We start from the raw sequence: 14,023 nt of genomic DNA, 5'->3' as shown, positions 1-14,023 counted from the left end.
TCGGTCCATTGATGTTGTTCGGGCAAGGCCATCTGAGCCTCCCGTTCAACTAGACCGGTGCTGAAATTCCTCCGGGTGGCCCGGGGGTGCAAGTCAATGCAGCCGCATGACGATACGGCCGTCGATCTTGCCCGCCTCCATCCGATGGAAGATCTCATTGATGTTCTCAAGGCGATCCCAGGAGAAATGCGGTTTCACTTTTCCATCCGCGGCAAACACCAGTGACTCTTCCAAATCCTGACGTGTGCCGACGATCGATCCGCGCACGGTGATGCGTTTCAGGACCGTTTCGAACACGGGCAGGGACATCATTCCTGGAGGAAGGCCGACCAGTGCCATCGTCCCTTTCGACCGCATGAAGCCGAAGGCTTGTTCCATCGCGGCGGGAGATACCGCGGTCACAAGGACACCATGAACGCCGCCATTGGTTGCTTGCGTTACCTGCTCGATAGCATCTTCGGCCTTGCCGTTGACTGCGATGTCGGCACCGAGCTGTTTTGCCAGCGCCAGCTTTTCCTCGAAAATGTCCGCGGCGACGACATTCATGCCCATCGCCTTGGCATACTGTACGGCCATGTGGCCCAGACCGCCGACACCTGAGATGGCCACCCACTCCCCGGGACGGACCTCGGTTTCCTTCAAACCCTTGTAAACGGTAACCCCCGCGCAAAGGACTGGCGCGGCTGCACCGAATTCCAGTTTATCTGGAACGCTGCCGACGAAATCCGGGTCCGCCAGTCCGAACTCTGCGAAGGTTCCATTCACGGAGTAGCCTGTGTTGGACTGCGAGGCGCACAGTGTTTCCCACCCGGTCCGGCAGTAAGAGCAATAACCACAGGCGGTGTGCAGCCAAGGCACTCCAACCCTATCGCCTTCCTTCACCCTTTTCACGCCGGCTCCGACCGCTGAGACGAAGCCAACGCCCTCATGTCCGGGTACAAAAGGCGGTGATGGCTTTACCGGCCAGTCGCCATTGGCCGCGTGGAGATCCGTGTGGCACACGCCTGTCGCCTCGTACTTGACCAGTATCTGTCCTGCTCCGGGTGTCGGAACGGCCATTTCTTCAATGGTAAGCGGAGCGCGGAACTGTCGAACGACAGCCGCCTTCATCGTCTTTGCCATTTCCATGCTCCTCCAGCTTGTATGACTTCGACGTATTTCGTGGGCAGTAGTGCCAGTACTGGCTATTGCGGATACGAATCCGAGTTGCTTTTAACTACGCCGCGGCACTGCGGGCACTCCGGCGAGCATCCGTGCGGTTCTTCCCCGCCGCTGATAAGATCCGCGAGCGGGCTTTCATCGCCAACAATGGGGAGGCCACTGACATGGTCGTCCAATATAATTCCAGGTTGCCTGTCTGACCGCTGTTTTCAGGCGAAAGCTTCACGACAACTGTCGTCACCAGTTCTTTGGCGCCATATGAATTTAACTTCGGCGAGAGGCATACCGTCATTAGCGGAGCGAATTTTAAACCTGTTGTCCTGGTTCGACAACCGGCTCTGCAACTTGCGACCGTTGTGATCGCCGGCGCATACTCCCGCTCGATCATGCACCTTTGTCGCCGCTTGGCGCTGTCGGCGTTGTTTGGGAAGTTGGACGGTTTAAATGCCCGGAGCGCGAGCCTCGGCGCCTGCGGGACAGAATGTTACACCGCGCCCGGTTTGACCCCCTCCGTCAGCCGCGCCAGCAGCGCTACCACTTCGGTCTGCAGATCCAGACAGGTTTGCTGATGCTCCGATACTTGCTTCTCGCGGCGTGGAAGTTGCCGCAAAAGGTTGTCGAGTGTCATCGATTCGCGGGCATAGGCCTCGAACAGATCGTAGAGTTCATGGTTCTTTGTGATGCGCAGAAGTTCGCGATGCCGTGGAAGCACCATTGCAAGGCGAGCCCGGCCGAGTTGTACCAAACCCATATCGTCTCATGTCCTTTGCTCTGACCTGTGGTCCCTCTGCTGCCTAACCCAGGTCTTCTCCTGCGGTCCGACGCGTGAAAGCACCGGAGAAAGAGGAAACGCTGCAAGACGAGAACGGGTTCCCGACGATGGGCGGGCCGAGTGAAGCGCGAGGGGAAGTGTCGGCCGTCGATGGTCGCGTTGTCGAGGGACAACGGGGACACCCAGCAGCCGGATCTTAAATCCAGTGGGTCGCTATGGGGCGAGGGCAGCCCGTGTGGCGCAGGGCTTCAGCTCTCGGAGATCACGCGCTCTGCCATCGATGTTACTCCTAGTGCGAATGTCGCGGGCGAGGCTTGCTGCCGTCGGCGACAGACGAAGGCGATGTCGGCGAGAGCCCGACCGTCTGTCGGCCAGCGGGGATGTCTATCTCCGGAGTGGGCAGATAAGTAATTGAAATATAATGAATTAGGCGATTTTTGCATGGAGTTCTGCCCAAATTGAATTGGTCAGTGAAGGCAAGTTGCACCAATGTCCCATGCCAACAACACGATGGCCAGCCAGAAGCGCCTCTCCGATGACCCATATCGACTTTGCCTCCCGCGCGGCCGCCGAGACCACGCCGGTTCTGAACGCGCTCTGCATGGCCTCTGAGACGCCGACTCGAAACGGTCGCGTCGACCTTGTTCTTGCCGATTGACTGAAGGAGAACGCACCCATGAAGGTCTTCATTTCCGCCGACATCGAAGGCACTGCCGGCATCGCGCATTGGGATGAGGCCGAGCGCACCCACGCCGACTGGGCCGAATTCCGCGCCCTGATGACCGCCGAGGTGGTTGCTGCCTGCGAGGGTGCGCGCGCTGCCGGCGTGACCGAAGTGGTGGTGAAAGACGCCCATGACAGCGGCCGCAACCTCATTGTCGACCGCCTGCCGGACTACGTCCGCATCGTGCGCGGCTGGTCCGGTCATCCCGATGCCATGATGTTCGGCCTCGATGCCGGCTTCGCCGCGGCGATCTATACGGGCTATCACTCCAAGGCCGGCAGCGAGGACAACCCGCTCGCCCATACCTCCACCATGCGCATCTCGCGCCTGCTTCTGAATGGCGAGGTCGCCTCCGAGTTCACCGTCAACGCGCTCTGTGCGGCCGGCTACGGCGTGCCATCGGTCTTCCTTGCCGGCGATGCGGGCATCTGTTCTGAGGCGCGGGCGATGATGCCGGGGCTGAAAGCCGTGGAAACGCTGGAAGGCAAAGGTCGTTCCGCGACCTCGATCTCTCCGGCGTGGTCGCGCCGACTCATCCGCGAAGGCGTAGCGGAGGCGCTTTCCGGTGATTTCGCGCAGGCCCTGCCCAATAGGGCCGAGCGCTACGAGGTGGTGATCGAGTTCAACAATCCGACGGATGCCTATCGTGCCGGCTGGTATCCCGGTGCCTATGCGCACGGCCCCCGGGCCGTCGCCTTCAAGCACGCGGATTTTGCGGAAATCCTGCGCGCACTGGTCTTCCTGAAAGCCTGATCAGGCGGGCTCGCGTTCCAGCAGCAGCTTTGCCGTTTGCCAGAGGTCTTCGACCCTGCGGCTGCGCGTCGCGGCGTGACGGTAGAGGCGTATTTCGAGGTCGAGATTCCAACCCGTATCCGCAGACGCCGGCACGAGGCCTCCGGTCTCGATCACGTCGCGTGCGAGGCTCTCCGGTAGCCAGCACACGCCCGCACCTGTCACCGCCATGTTCATCAGACCGGCGCTGATCGTGTTCTCGTGCACCGTTCGGCGCCGGAAGGGCGGGCGACGGAGCATGAGGCGTGACAGGGCGACACCGAAAAACGAGTTGAATCCGTAGCTCAGATAGGGAATGGCGAGCCGCGGCTGTGCGACGGCGCGGTCGAGAATATGCAGCCCTGGCTGTGTGCTTCCGGCCATGGAAACGTTAGCGGCGGCAAGCGGGATCAACCGGTCATGCGCGATCGTGAGCGACGAGAACTGTCCGCGGTCGAGATGGAACGGAACCTCCGAATGGGCGTAGGTCAGGAAGAAATCCGCCTCGTCGCCGATAAGGGCGTCAAGATTGGCTTCGATGCCGCCGCGGTCCGGCATCAGCGAGGTGCTGAAGGCGCCGCCGGCTTTTTCCAGGAGTTTGAGCCAGCGCGGGAAGATCGTTACCGTCAGCGTATGGAGCGCGGCGAAGCGGACGAGGCCTTCTTCGTGAGACGGCCGTAGCGACTCACGCGCCGCGTAAAAAGTTCGGATTGCCTCCTGCGCGATAGGGAGGAAATTGCGACCTGCCGGCGTCAGTTCCGCCGGCATGGTGGCCCTGCTGATCAGCGTTGCGCCGAGCCAAGCCTCGAGCTGTTTGATACGGCGGCTGAAGGCCGGCTGGGTCACGTTGCGCAGCTCGGCGGCACGCGAAAAGCTCCACGTGTCGGCAAGCGTCACGAAGTCTTCCAGCCACTTGATCTCCATGCCCAACTCCTTGTGCGTGAGAGTTGCGGGGGATCATAAGTTGTTAGAAAGAAATCGCTATGCCGATATTGCATCGGCTTTTGCTAAAAGCGAATTGGCCAAATCCAATCAAACCTTTCACCTTGCGCTCAAGGCAAACAGTTCTGATTTCACGGCGGCGGAGGCGGCCGCGAAGCCAGGCTGATAACAAAAGGGGGATTGTTAATGGCCTTGCAACTTCACGCCGATCTCATCCTGCACAATGGTCGAATCTGGCGGGGACGGGAGGAGGGGATCAGCGAGGCTCTCGCCATCTGGCAAGGCAAGGTTCTGGCCACCGGCAGCGACGACGATATGCTGAGCCTCAAGGGGCCGCGCACTGAGGTCATCGACCTTGAAGGCCGTTTCGCCAGCCCCGGCCTCATCGACAACCATCTGCACCTCATCTCCACCGGTATCACCATGGGTTGGGTCGATGCGACGCCTGCCGCCGCGCCGACGCTTGCCGTCTTGCTGGAGAAGCTTGCCGAACGCGCTGCCGCCACGCCGAAGGGCAGCTGGGTACGGGCGCGCGGCTATGATCAGGTCAAGCTCGATGTCGGCAGACATCCGACCCGCGAGGAGCTCGACCGCGCAGTGCCGGATCATCCCGTGCTGTTGACCCGCGCCTGCGGTCATGTCGCCATCGCGAATTCGCAGGCACTGAGGCTGGCCGATGTTACCGAGGCGACGCCGGTGCCGGAGGGCGGCGTGATTGGCACCACTGACGGCCGTCTCAACGGCTTCCTCGCCGAAAACGCGCAGAACCTCATCAAAGCCGCCATGCCCGAGGTGACGACGGAGGAATTGATCGACGGCATCGAGCGGGCAGGGCGCTATCTTCTCTCGCTCGGCATCACAAGTTGCATGGATGCGGCGGTCGGCCAACTCGCTGGCTTTGCCGAAATTCAGGCCTATGAGATGGCCAAGCTTTCCGGCCGCCTGCCGGTGCGTGTCTGGCTGACGCTGCTCGGCGATCCCGGTGTCTCGATTGTCGAGGACTGTTGGCGTGCAGGGCTCATTTCCGGCGCGGGCGACGACATGTTGCGCGTCGGCGCGGTGAAGATCTTTCTCGATGGCTCGGCCGGCGGGCGCACCGCCTGGATGACGAAACCCTATCTGGGTGAGCCCGACAATATCGGCGTGCAGATGCTGCCAGATGCGGACGTCCAGGCGATCATCAAGTCCTGCCACGACCGGGGCTATCAGATGGCCTGCCACGCCATCGGTGACGGCGCCATCGAGCAGCTTGTCACCGCCTATGAAAAAGCGCTTGCCGCCAATCCCGATCCGGACCGGCGTCATCGCATCGAGCATTGTGGCTTCTCGACGCCCGAGCAAGATCAGCGCATGAAGGCTGCCGGCATCCTTCCCGCTCCGCAAATGGCCTTCATCCACGACTTCGGCGACAGCTACGTTTCCGTGCTTGGCGAAGAGCGTGGCAAGGCCTCCTACCAGATCGGCACCTGGATGCGCATGGGCCTCAAGCCCTCAACCGGCTCGGATTCTCCTGTCTGCTCGCCCGATCCCTTCCCGAACCTGCACGCCATGATCACGCGCAAAACTGGCAAGGGTACCGTGATGGTGGAGGCGGAGAAGCTCACCCGCGAGGAGGCCTTGCAGGCCTATACGGAATACGGCGCCTATTCGCAAAAAGCCGAGGACGTGAAGGGCAAGCTGGTGCCGGGCCAATGGGCCGACATCGCAGTCTTCGACAACGACCTCTTGGAGGCGCCGGCGGAGACCATCCTCTCAGGCACGCGCTGCCTGATGACCCTGCTTGCAGGCCGCATCGCGCATGACGCGCGCTGACGGCCTGCCGGACTGATCGACGCAAAGCCGAAAACGGCACGAGAGGGAGAACAGCATGCTGAAAAGATTGACACTGGCCGCAATGCTCAGCCTGGGCGTGGCTACCGGGGCGCTGGCCGCCGGCGAGCGCCATGGCGGCACGCTCGTCTTCACTGCACCCTATGGCTCGAGCTTTGCCACGCTCGACGTGCAGGCAAGCCCGAACACGCAGGAAGAATTCATCACCCAGGCGATCCACCGCGCGCTCTACAGCTGGGACTCGATCCAGAACAAGCCGGTGCTGGAATTGGCAAGCTCGGAAGAGGTCTCCGCAGACGGCACGGTGCACACCTATCACTTGCGCGACAATGCCGTCTTCCACAACGGCAAGCCGCTGACGGCCGACGACATCATCTACAGCTACAAGCGCATCGCCAATCCGAAGAACGCATTCCCGGGCGCCAGCTATATTGCCGTCATCAAAGGCGCGGAAGAATACATCGCCGGCAAGGCTGAGGAGATCTCCGGTCTCAAGAAGATCGATGACCACACGCTGGAGATCACCTATACCGGACCGATCAATCCAGGCTTCCCGCTAATGCAGAACACGACGGTGATCTATCCGTCGAATGTCGCGGATGAATCGAGCTTCGCCAAGACCCCGGTCGGCCTCGGTGCCTTTGTCTTCAAGGAGCATGTGCCGGGTTCGCAGGTCGTCGTCGAGAAGTTCGACAAGTATTACGAAGAGGGCAAGCCCTATCTCGACCGCATCAATATCGTGTTGATGGCCGAAGACGCGGCCCGCGACGTCGCCTTCCGCAACAAGGAAATCGATGTCTCCATCCTCGGGCCCACCCAGTACCAGGCCTATCAGGGCGACGATGCCTTGAAGGATCACCTGCTCGAAGTCGCCGAGGTCTATACGCGCAATATCGGCTTTAACCCCGCCTTCGAACCGTTCAAGGACAAACGGGTACGTCAGGCGATCAACCACGCGATCAATGCGCCGCTGATCATCGAACGTCTCGTGAAGAACAAGGCATATCCTGCCTCCGGCTGGCTGCCGATTTCCTCGCCTGCCTTCGACAAGGACAAGGCGCCCTATGCCTTTGATCCGGAAAAGGCGAAGGCCCTCCTGGCGGAAGCCGGCTATGCCGACGGCTTCGAGTTCGAAGTGACGGCAAGCCCGAATGAAAGCTGGGGCGTGCCGATCGTCGAAGCGATCCTGCCGATGCTGAAAAAGGTGGGCATCACCGTAAAGCCGAAACCCGTCGAAAGTTCCGCGCTTGGTGACGCCGTGACGTCGAACAATTTCCAGGCCTTTATCTGGTCGAACCTCTCCGGTCCCGATCCGCTGAATGCGTTGCGCTGCTACTATTCCAAGACGCAGCAGTCGGCCTGCAACTACGCGAGCTATGCGAGCCCGGAGTTCGACAAGCTCTATGAGGCGGCCCAGCAGGAACGCGACCCGGCCAAGCAGAACGACCTGCTGCGCCAGGCCAACAACATCGTGCAGGACGACGCGCCGGTCTGGTTCTTCAACTACAACAAGGCGGTCATGGCCTATCAGCCGTGGATCCACGGCCTTGTTCCGAACGCAACCGAACTGGCGGTCCAGCCCTATGACGAGATCTGGATCGACGAAACGGCGCCGGATGGGCGCAAGTAAGGCCTGAGAGGTTCGGGGGCGGCTTCGGTCGCCCCGCACAACAGTTGTCGCACCCGTCCGGGTGGCCAAAATGGAACCGCTCATGCTTCGCTTTACCCTGCGCCGCATCCTGCAGGTCGTCCCGACGATCGTCGTGGTGGCGCTCCTTATCTTCGTCATCTTCTCCGTCGTGCCCGGCACCTTCGCGGCCAGCCTCTTTGCGGATGGCAAGCGCGCTGCCGATCCGCAAATGATTGCGCGCCTCAACGAGGAATTCGGGCTGAACAAGCCGCTGGTGGAGCGCTTCGTGACCTATGTCACGGATCTTGCGCAGTTCGACCTCGGCACCAGCTTCCGCACGCGCCAGCCCGTCATCGACCTCATCAACGACCGCATGGGCGCTTCGCTGCAGCTTGCCGTCGCCGCCATGATCTTTGCCATTGTCGTCGGTGTGCCGCTCGGCTTTCTCGCCGCGCTTAGGCCCGGTTCGATCCTCGATACGGTGACGATGGTCGGCGCGGTCTCGGGGCTCTCCATGCCGCAATTCTGGCTCGGCCTGTTGATGATGTATCTCTTCGCCCTGCAACTGAACTGGCTACCCAGTTTCGGCTATGGCGACGGCTCGTTGCAGAACCTCGTCCTCCCTGCCGTGACACTTGGCGTCACGCCGCTGGCGCTGCTTGCGCGAACCACCCGGGCGGGCGTGCTCGACGTACTGAACGCCGATTTCATCCGCACCGCCCATTCCAAGGGCATGAGCGAGGTGAAGGTGGTCCGCTGGCACGTGGCCCGCAATGCGCTGGTGCTAATCGTCACGACGGTCGGCCTGCAGTTCGGCTCGCTGATCGGCCAGGCCGTCGTCATCGAAAAGCTCTTCGCCTGGCCGGGAATCGGCTCGCTCCTGGTCGATAGCGTGGCGATCCGCGATATTCCCGTGGTCCAGGGCACGATCCTCGTCATCGTGCTTTGGTTCCTGATCATCAATACCGCCGTCGATCTGGTCTATGCCGCGATCGATCCGCGCATCAAGCAGGAGTGACGAGCGTGCGCCTCGGCTTCAATTTTTGGCTCGGTGCGACCCTGACAGCGCTGGTCATCCTCGCCGGTATCCTTGCCCACTGGATTGCACCCTTCGACCCGGTGCTCGATGCGGACCTGATGAATTCCGAACTGCCGCCGGACGCCACCTTCTGGTTCGGCACGGACGGGCAGGGACGCGACGTCTATACTCGCATCCTCTACGGCGCGCAGATCTCTCTGACCGTCGGCATCGTTTCGCAGGTAATCAATTCCATCATCGGCGTCACCCTCGGCATGACAGCCGGTTATTGGGGCGGCTGGTGGGACGATCTGGTGAACGGACTGACCAACGTCATGCTTGCCATCCCGTCTCTGATCTTCGCGCTCGCCGTCATGGCGGTGCTCGGCCCTGGTCTGCCATCGCTCCTGATCGCCCTCGGCCTCACCAACTGGAGCTGGACCTGCCGCATTGCCCGGTCCTCGACGCTGTCCTTGAAATCGCAGGGTTATGTGCAGGCGGCCCAGACGCTCGGCTATGGCGACCTGCGCATCATGTTCACGCAGATCCTGCCCAACATGATGGGACCGATCCTCGTCATGGCGACGCTCGGCATGGGGTCGGCGGTGCTGTCGGAAGCCGCACTCTCCTTCCTTGGGCTGGGCATCCAGCCGCCGTTTCCGAGCTGGGGCTCGATGCTGACCGATGCGCGCCAACTCATCCAGCTTGCGCCCTGGGCTGCGCTCTTCCCCGGCCTTGCCATCTTCCTTTCGGTGCTCGGTTTCAACCTACTCGGCGACGGCCTGCGCGACAGCCTCGACCCGCATATGAGGACGCGCAAGCCATGACGACGCCGCTTCTCGACATCAGGGATCTGCGCCTCGGCGTTTCGCTCGGCCGCTCCGCCCACCATCCGCTGCTCAAGGGCGTCTCCTTCCAGATCGTGCCCGGCGAAGCCTATGGTCTCGTCGGCGAATCCGGTTCGGGCAAATCGGTCACGTCGCTCGCGGTCATGGGGCTCCTGAAAAGGCCGCTTGCCGTGTCCGGCGGCGAGATAGTGTTCAAGGGGCAGAACCTGCTGGCGCTGCCGAAGCGCGAGATGCGGCGCCTGCGCGGCAACCGCATCGCCATGATCTTCCAGGAGCCGATGACCGCGCTGAACCCGCTTTCGACCGTCGGCCGGCAGATCGCCGAAATGTTCGTGCTGCACCAGGGAAAAAGTTGGGCGGAAGCCGAAAAGCTCGCCGTCGAGGCGCTTGGCAACGTGCGCGTGCCGAACCCCGATCGCCGCGCCAAGAACTATCCGCATCAGATGTCCGGGGGCTTGCGCCAGCGCGTGATGATCGCCATGGCGCTCGCCTGCAGCCCGGATCTTCTCATCGCCGACGAGCCGACGACGGCGCTCGACGTTACCGTCCAGGCCGAGGTGCTGCGCCTCATCAAGGAGCTTTGCGCGGCGCGTGGCACGGCTGTCCTCTTCATCAGTCACGACCTCGGCGTCATCGCCAGCATCTGCCAGCGCGTCGGCGTGATGTATTCGGGGTGCCTGGTCGAAGAGAATGAGACGCGGGCACTCTTCGAAAGCCCGCGGCACGAATATACGCGCGGCCTGCTCGGCGCCCTGCCGCGCCTTGGCAGCCGCAGCGAGCACGGGCGTCAGCGGCTCGTCGACATCGACAGCATCATCGCCGATCGCTCGAAGCTGACCGAGAGCCGCTTCATCGCGCCGCGCGAACTCGAAGGGAGCCAGCCATGACCGCCCCGCTGCTGCAGGTGGACGATCTACACGTTCGCTTCCCCATTTCCGGCGGCGGCCTGCTCGGCGCCGGGCGGCGCACGCTTCACGCCGTCAACGGCATCAGTTTCGAACTCGCCAAGGGCGAATGCCTGTCGATCGTCGGCGAATCGGGCTGCGGCAAATCGACGACAGCGCTCTCCATCCTCGGCCTCCAGGAACCGACCGCAGGCATGATCCGCTATCGCGGTCAGCCGCTCTCCGGCCCCGGCGCCCCGGGCCGGATGGAGAGGGCGAAGGCGGTGCAGATGGTGTTCCAGGATCCCTATGCCTCGCTCAACCCACGCCAGTCCGTGCGCACGTCGCTCGCCGCGCCGCTGCGCCTGCACGGGATTACCGCCACTTCGGAAATCGAGAGCCGCATCGAGGCGATGCTGAAGAATGTCGGTTTGACGCCTGAACAGGCGGGGCGCTATCCGCACGAATTCTCCGGCGGCCAGCGCCAGCGCATCGGCATTGCCCGCGCGCTGATCCTCGAACCTGAGATCGTCGTGCTCGACGAGCCGGTCTCTGCCCTCGACGTATCGATCCGCGCGCAGATCATCAACCTCCTGCTCGACCTTCAGGAAAAGCTCGGTCTCTCCTATCTGATGATCAGCCACGACCTCAGCGTGGTCGAGCACATGAGCGACCGGGTGCTGGTCATGTATTTCGGCGAGATCGTGGAAGAGGGCGGTTGGCGCGAGATTTTCGAAGCCCCCACCCATCCCTATACGCAGCGGTTGATCGCCGCCATTCCCGATCCGGATGCGGCGCTGAGCCCGCCGGCAAAGCAAGAGCGCTTTGCCGGCATGCCGCAGCTTGCCGGCCGCCGCTTCGTTTCCGACGGCAGCGCGGCGCCGGATGTCTTTACGGCCCCCGCCAGATCCGAATTGATCGAAATCGCCGGGAACCATAGGGTCCGGATGGCTTTGGCCTAGCCTGTGGAGCGCGGTCGGCAAACTCCCGTTCGAAGGTAGAGGCGGCGTCGGTTCGAAAACGACTATCCGCGTGATCCGGATGGGATAAATATGCGTAGAACTTCCAGAATTCAGGATGAACCAATGAACCGCCTGCCGAAGATCGCTGTGATCATGGACGAAAATACCAGCTCAGGCGGCGGACGCTATGATACCTCGAAGAATTACTTCTCTGCGCTCCGCCGCGCGGGCGCCTTCGCCTTCGGTATTCCGTACATCCCTGACATGGTCGGCCAGGTCATCGAGGAGTTCGACGGGTTCCTGAGCGTCGGCGGCCGTATCAACTTTCCGAAGGATTGGTACGTCGAAGGGGACCAATCCCAGTACCCGCCCTCGGATCGTCTTGCCGTCGATATGGCATTGATGGAAGGGTTTCTTGCGCGTGACAAGCCTGTGCTTGGCATCTGCAATGGCATGCAAATGCTTGGATGCCTCAACGGCTGCAGGATGGTTTCCGATGTCCATTCTTCGTGGCCGGAAGCCCTCGTTCACGACCAGGGAAATATTTCACACGAGGTGCGTGCCGTCGCCGGCACGCGAACGGCCGATATCTTCGGCGCCGAAACGTTCACCGTGAACACGTTTCATCGAGAGGCCATTGTGGAGGTATCCGGCACCGTGACCGTTACGGCTCGAGCGGCGGATGGAGTCGTCGAGGCGATCGAGATCGGCGCGCAGTCTTTTGCCATGGGCCTTCAATGGCACCCGGAATTGCTGGATGCCGAAAGTCATCCGGGCGCCCGCGTATTTGACGCATTCGTGGAAGCCGCAAGCCGTCGATCCCGCTGAGCGCGATTATCTAAATCCGATCGCGAAGGCAGCGTCCGTTCGCATGTTCAGCTGTCATGGCCGCTGTAGCGTAGCAGTTCCGGGACGCGTAAAGCCAAGACCGTGAGTGATAGGACCAACAGCGTCCCGCTGATCAATGCCACATTGGCGATACCGACGATTTCTGCCGCTGCGCCAAGCACCAGGCTCGAGACCGGCATCACGCCAATGGTCAGTTCCTGAATGCCCATCACGCGCCCCTGCACATGCGGTTCTGTCATCATCAGCATGAGCGTGGTCTGCAGGACACCGAACGGCGACGCCGACAATCCGATGAGCCCCATGAGAATAAACGAAAGAGGCATTGACGACGACAATGCGAAAGTCGCCCAGAGACCGCCCCAGATCGCCGTACCAATCAGGAAGAGGCCGCCCTTGTAGCGGAAGTCTCCGAGACTGGCGATGACGAGAGCGCCGGCCAGACTTCCGGTGCCCGCGCATGCCAGGAGCCAGCCCAGCCCCGTTGGCGTCAGATCCAGATGCTCCTTGGCGATAACTGGCATGAAGCCTTGGTAGATCGGCCACAGCAGGATATTCGCCAGGAACGTGACCCCCAGGACAGAACTGAGGAGAACGTTCTCGGAAATGGTACGAAAGCCTGCCGCCACGAGGCTCACGAGGTCTTCTTCTCGAACGGGTTGACGCCTGCTCTTCAGGTTCCTCATCGGCCAGAGCGCCATGAACGAAACGAGGTACCAGCCTGCCGAGATGGTGAGTGCCGCTGCAGCGCCGAAGGCGACGATCATCGTTCCCCCAAGCGCGGGCCCGATCATCTGCGTCATGCTCAGCACAAGCGAGTTCAGAGCATTCGCGTTGCTGAGCCTCTCGCGATCGACGAGATCGGCGACCAGTGCGAAACGCGCCGGCTGGGAAGGAGATTGCGCCAGGCCAATGCAGAAGCCACCAAAGACCAGGCCCCAGAAGGATATCTTGTCCAGTGCGACGAGAAGCGCAATCGCACTGAGCACCGTAAAGGCCCAGCCGGACGCGGCCAATAGCAGCCTGGGCCGGTCGAAGCGGTCCGAGACCACGCCTGCGAGAGGGCCGAGCATCATCGGTCCCAGTCTTGCCGCCGTGAACAGAGCGACGGAAAACTCCGAACGGGTGGTGTCGAACACCAGCCAGCCGAGCACGAGCGTCTGCGTCCACACGCCCGCGAAGAAGAAGAGATTGGATATCCAGAGCCGTCGATATCCTGGATAGCGGAGAAGAGATGACGCGATCCTGGCCAGGAAACCGGCGTGAGATGCGCATGAGGTGCATGAGGAGGAGCGCTCGCTTGGGATAGTGTCGCACCGCACTGCGCCTTCGCGACCGAAGAGCGCGATATGGCCTCGTCTATAGGGAGGTTCTTGATCGATCGGAAATTAAGAAAACCGATGGAAACCATTGTGTTAGCGAATGGAATGGGGCCTGCTTCAAAGCTTCTCGGGCCGGCTCCGGTGGAGCGTGGTCATCGTTTCGCAGTGAAACCTGAACTTTTCTCTTTGCATGCAGGTTGTATACAAGATAATAAATTCAATGCATTCAATCGTGGTGCTACGCGTGATCTGGATTGCCTGGGAATCGCACCACGCGGCGATTGACTGACGGGCCTTCATCCTCGCCCAGCAA

Annotated in this window: 15 protein-coding genes; 11 read left to right on the top strand and 4 right to left on the bottom strand. The window is 61.7% G+C overall.

All coding sequences use genetic code 11. The features are described 5' to 3' along the window. Positions 1-93: 93 nt before the first annotated feature. Positions 94-1,122 (bottom strand): alcohol dehydrogenase AdhP, encoded by a 1,029-nt coding sequence (gene adhP / locus AC1Z3V_RS02385; protein ID WP_483497017.1) that lies wholly within the window; start codon positions 1,120-1,122, stop codon positions 94-96. Between the two features lie 523 nt (positions 1,123-1,645). Further along, positions 1,646-1,912, bottom strand: a complete 267-nt coding sequence (locus AC1Z3V_RS02380) for a hypothetical protein (RefSeq protein WP_483497015.1) — start codon at positions 1,910-1,912, stop codon at positions 1,646-1,648. Positions 1,913-2,468: 556 nt separating this feature from the next. Between AC1Z3V_RS02380 and AC1Z3V_RS02375 the strand changes: the two genes are divergently transcribed. Both AC1Z3V_RS02375 and AC1Z3V_RS02370 read left to right on the top strand, forming a co-directional pair. Continuing rightward, positions 2,469-2,591 carry a hypothetical protein gene (locus AC1Z3V_RS02375; RefSeq protein WP_483497014.1) on the top strand — a complete coding sequence of 41 codons (123 nt, stop codon included), beginning with the start codon at positions 2,469-2,471 and terminating at the stop codon, positions 2,589-2,591. Between the two features lie 18 nt (positions 2,592-2,609). Next, positions 2,610-3,410 carry a M55 family metallopeptidase gene (locus AC1Z3V_RS02370; RefSeq protein WP_483497013.1) on the top strand — a complete coding sequence of 267 codons (801 nt, stop codon included), beginning with the start codon at positions 2,610-2,612 and terminating at the stop codon, positions 3,408-3,410. Here AC1Z3V_RS02370 and AC1Z3V_RS02365 read toward each other — a convergent pair whose 3' ends face one another. Beyond that, positions 3,411-4,352, bottom strand: coding sequence for a LysR family transcriptional regulator (locus AC1Z3V_RS02365; protein ID WP_483497012.1), 942 nt, complete (start codon positions 4,350-4,352; stop codon positions 3,411-3,413). Between the two features lie 40 nt (positions 4,353-4,392). Between AC1Z3V_RS02365 and AC1Z3V_RS02360 the strand changes: the two genes are divergently transcribed. From AC1Z3V_RS02360 to AC1Z3V_RS02325, 8 genes are all read left to right on the top strand, one after another. Then, a complete protein-coding gene (locus tag AC1Z3V_RS02360; protein ID WP_483497010.1) occupies positions 4,393-4,536 on the top strand; it encodes a hypothetical protein in 144 nt (47 codons plus the stop codon). Between the two features lie 20 nt (positions 4,537-4,556). Beyond that, a complete protein-coding gene (locus AC1Z3V_RS02355; RefSeq protein WP_483497008.1) occupies positions 4,557-6,182 on the top strand; it encodes an amidohydrolase in 1,626 nt (541 codons plus the stop codon). 55 nt (positions 6,183-6,237) lie between these two features. Then, positions 6,238-7,830 (top strand): ABC transporter substrate-binding protein, encoded by a 1,593-nt coding sequence (locus AC1Z3V_RS02350; RefSeq protein ID WP_483497006.1) that lies wholly within the window; start codon positions 6,238-6,240, stop codon positions 7,828-7,830. An 82-nt stretch (positions 7,831-7,912) separates the two neighbouring features. Then, positions 7,913-8,848, top strand: a complete 936-nt coding sequence (locus AC1Z3V_RS02345; RefSeq protein WP_483497004.1) for an ABC transporter permease — start codon at positions 7,913-7,915, stop codon at positions 8,846-8,848. 5 nt (positions 8,849-8,853) lie between these two features. Then, a complete protein-coding gene (locus AC1Z3V_RS02340) occupies positions 8,854-9,675 on the top strand; it encodes an ABC transporter permease (protein WP_429810334.1) in 822 nt (273 codons plus the stop codon). Further along, positions 9,672-10,583, top strand: a complete 912-nt coding sequence (locus AC1Z3V_RS02335) for an ABC transporter ATP-binding protein (protein ID WP_483497002.1) — start codon at positions 9,672-9,674, stop codon at positions 10,581-10,583. Before AC1Z3V_RS02340 ends, AC1Z3V_RS02335 begins: the two co-directional genes overlap by 4 nt. Further along, positions 10,580-11,542 carry an ABC transporter ATP-binding protein gene (locus tag AC1Z3V_RS02330; protein ID WP_483497000.1) on the top strand — a complete coding sequence of 321 codons (963 nt, stop codon included), beginning with the start codon at positions 10,580-10,582 and terminating at the stop codon, positions 11,540-11,542. Before AC1Z3V_RS02335 ends, AC1Z3V_RS02330 begins: the two co-directional genes overlap by 4 nt. A gap of 123 nt (positions 11,543-11,665) precedes the next feature. Further along, the gene (locus AC1Z3V_RS02325; protein ID WP_483496998.1) at positions 11,666-12,370 is read left to right on the top strand and encodes a gamma-glutamyl-gamma-aminobutyrate hydrolase family protein; all 705 of its coding nucleotides are present in this window, start codon (positions 11,666-11,668) and stop codon (positions 12,368-12,370) included. 47 nt (positions 12,371-12,417) lie between these two features. On the opposite strand, the gene AC1Z3V_RS02320 is transcribed toward AC1Z3V_RS02325, so the two are convergent. Beyond that, a complete protein-coding gene (locus AC1Z3V_RS02320; protein ID WP_483496996.1) occupies positions 12,418-13,710 on the bottom strand; it encodes an MFS transporter in 1,293 nt (430 codons plus the stop codon). Between the two features lie 78 nt (positions 13,711-13,788). Here AC1Z3V_RS02320 and AC1Z3V_RS02315 point away from each other — a divergent pair, with 78 nt between their 5' ends. Next, complete coding sequence (locus AC1Z3V_RS02315; protein ID WP_483496994.1) at positions 13,789-13,995, top strand: hypothetical protein; 207 nt, start codon at positions 13,789-13,791, stop codon at positions 13,993-13,995. Positions 13,996-14,023: the final 28 nt, after the last annotated feature.

The sequence above is a fragment of the Ensifer sp. 38_S197 genome, assembly GCF_056924495.1.
Note: the sequence above shows the minus strand (reverse complement) of the source record. Positions and strands in the feature narration are given on the sequence as shown.

What these genes read in the sequence shown, in the direction of transcription:
- AC1Z3V_RS02330 (WP_483497000.1), top strand. Translation starts at nt 10,580, where the DNA reads ATGACCGCCCCGCTGCTGCAGGTGGACGATCTACACGTTCGCTTCCCC.
- AC1Z3V_RS02315 (WP_483496994.1), top strand. Translation starts at nt 13,789, where the DNA reads ATGGAAACCATTGTGTTAGCGAATGGAATGGGGCCTGCTTCAAAGCTT.
- AC1Z3V_RS02345 (WP_483497004.1), top strand. Translation starts at nt 7,913, where the DNA reads ATGCTTCGCTTTACCCTGCGCCGCATCCTGCAGGTCGTCCCGACGATC.
- AC1Z3V_RS02375 (WP_483497014.1), top strand. Translation starts at nt 2,469, where the DNA reads ATGACCCATATCGACTTTGCCTCCCGCGCGGCCGCCGAGACCACGCCG.
- adhP (WP_483497017.1), bottom strand. Translation starts at nt 1,122, where the DNA reads ATGGCAAAGACGATGAAGGCGGCTGTCGTTCGACAGTTCCGCGCTCCG.
- AC1Z3V_RS02365 (WP_483497012.1), bottom strand. Translation starts at nt 4,352, where the DNA reads ATGGAGATCAAGTGGCTGGAAGACTTCGTGACGCTTGCCGACACGTGG.
- AC1Z3V_RS02325 (WP_483496998.1), top strand. Translation starts at nt 11,666, where the DNA reads ATGAACCGCCTGCCGAAGATCGCTGTGATCATGGACGAAAATACCAGC.
- AC1Z3V_RS02355 (WP_483497008.1), top strand. Translation starts at nt 4,557, where the DNA reads ATGGCCTTGCAACTTCACGCCGATCTCATCCTGCACAATGGTCGAATC.
- AC1Z3V_RS02335 (WP_483497002.1), top strand. Translation starts at nt 9,672, where the DNA reads ATGACGACGCCGCTTCTCGACATCAGGGATCTGCGCCTCGGCGTTTCG.
- AC1Z3V_RS02380 (WP_483497015.1), bottom strand. Translation starts at nt 1,912, where the DNA reads ATGGGTTTGGTACAACTCGGCCGGGCTCGCCTTGCAATGGTGCTTCCA.
- AC1Z3V_RS02350 (WP_483497006.1), top strand. Translation starts at nt 6,238, where the DNA reads ATGCTGAAAAGATTGACACTGGCCGCAATGCTCAGCCTGGGCGTGGCT.
- AC1Z3V_RS02370 (WP_483497013.1), top strand. Translation starts at nt 2,610, where the DNA reads ATGAAGGTCTTCATTTCCGCCGACATCGAAGGCACTGCCGGCATCGCG.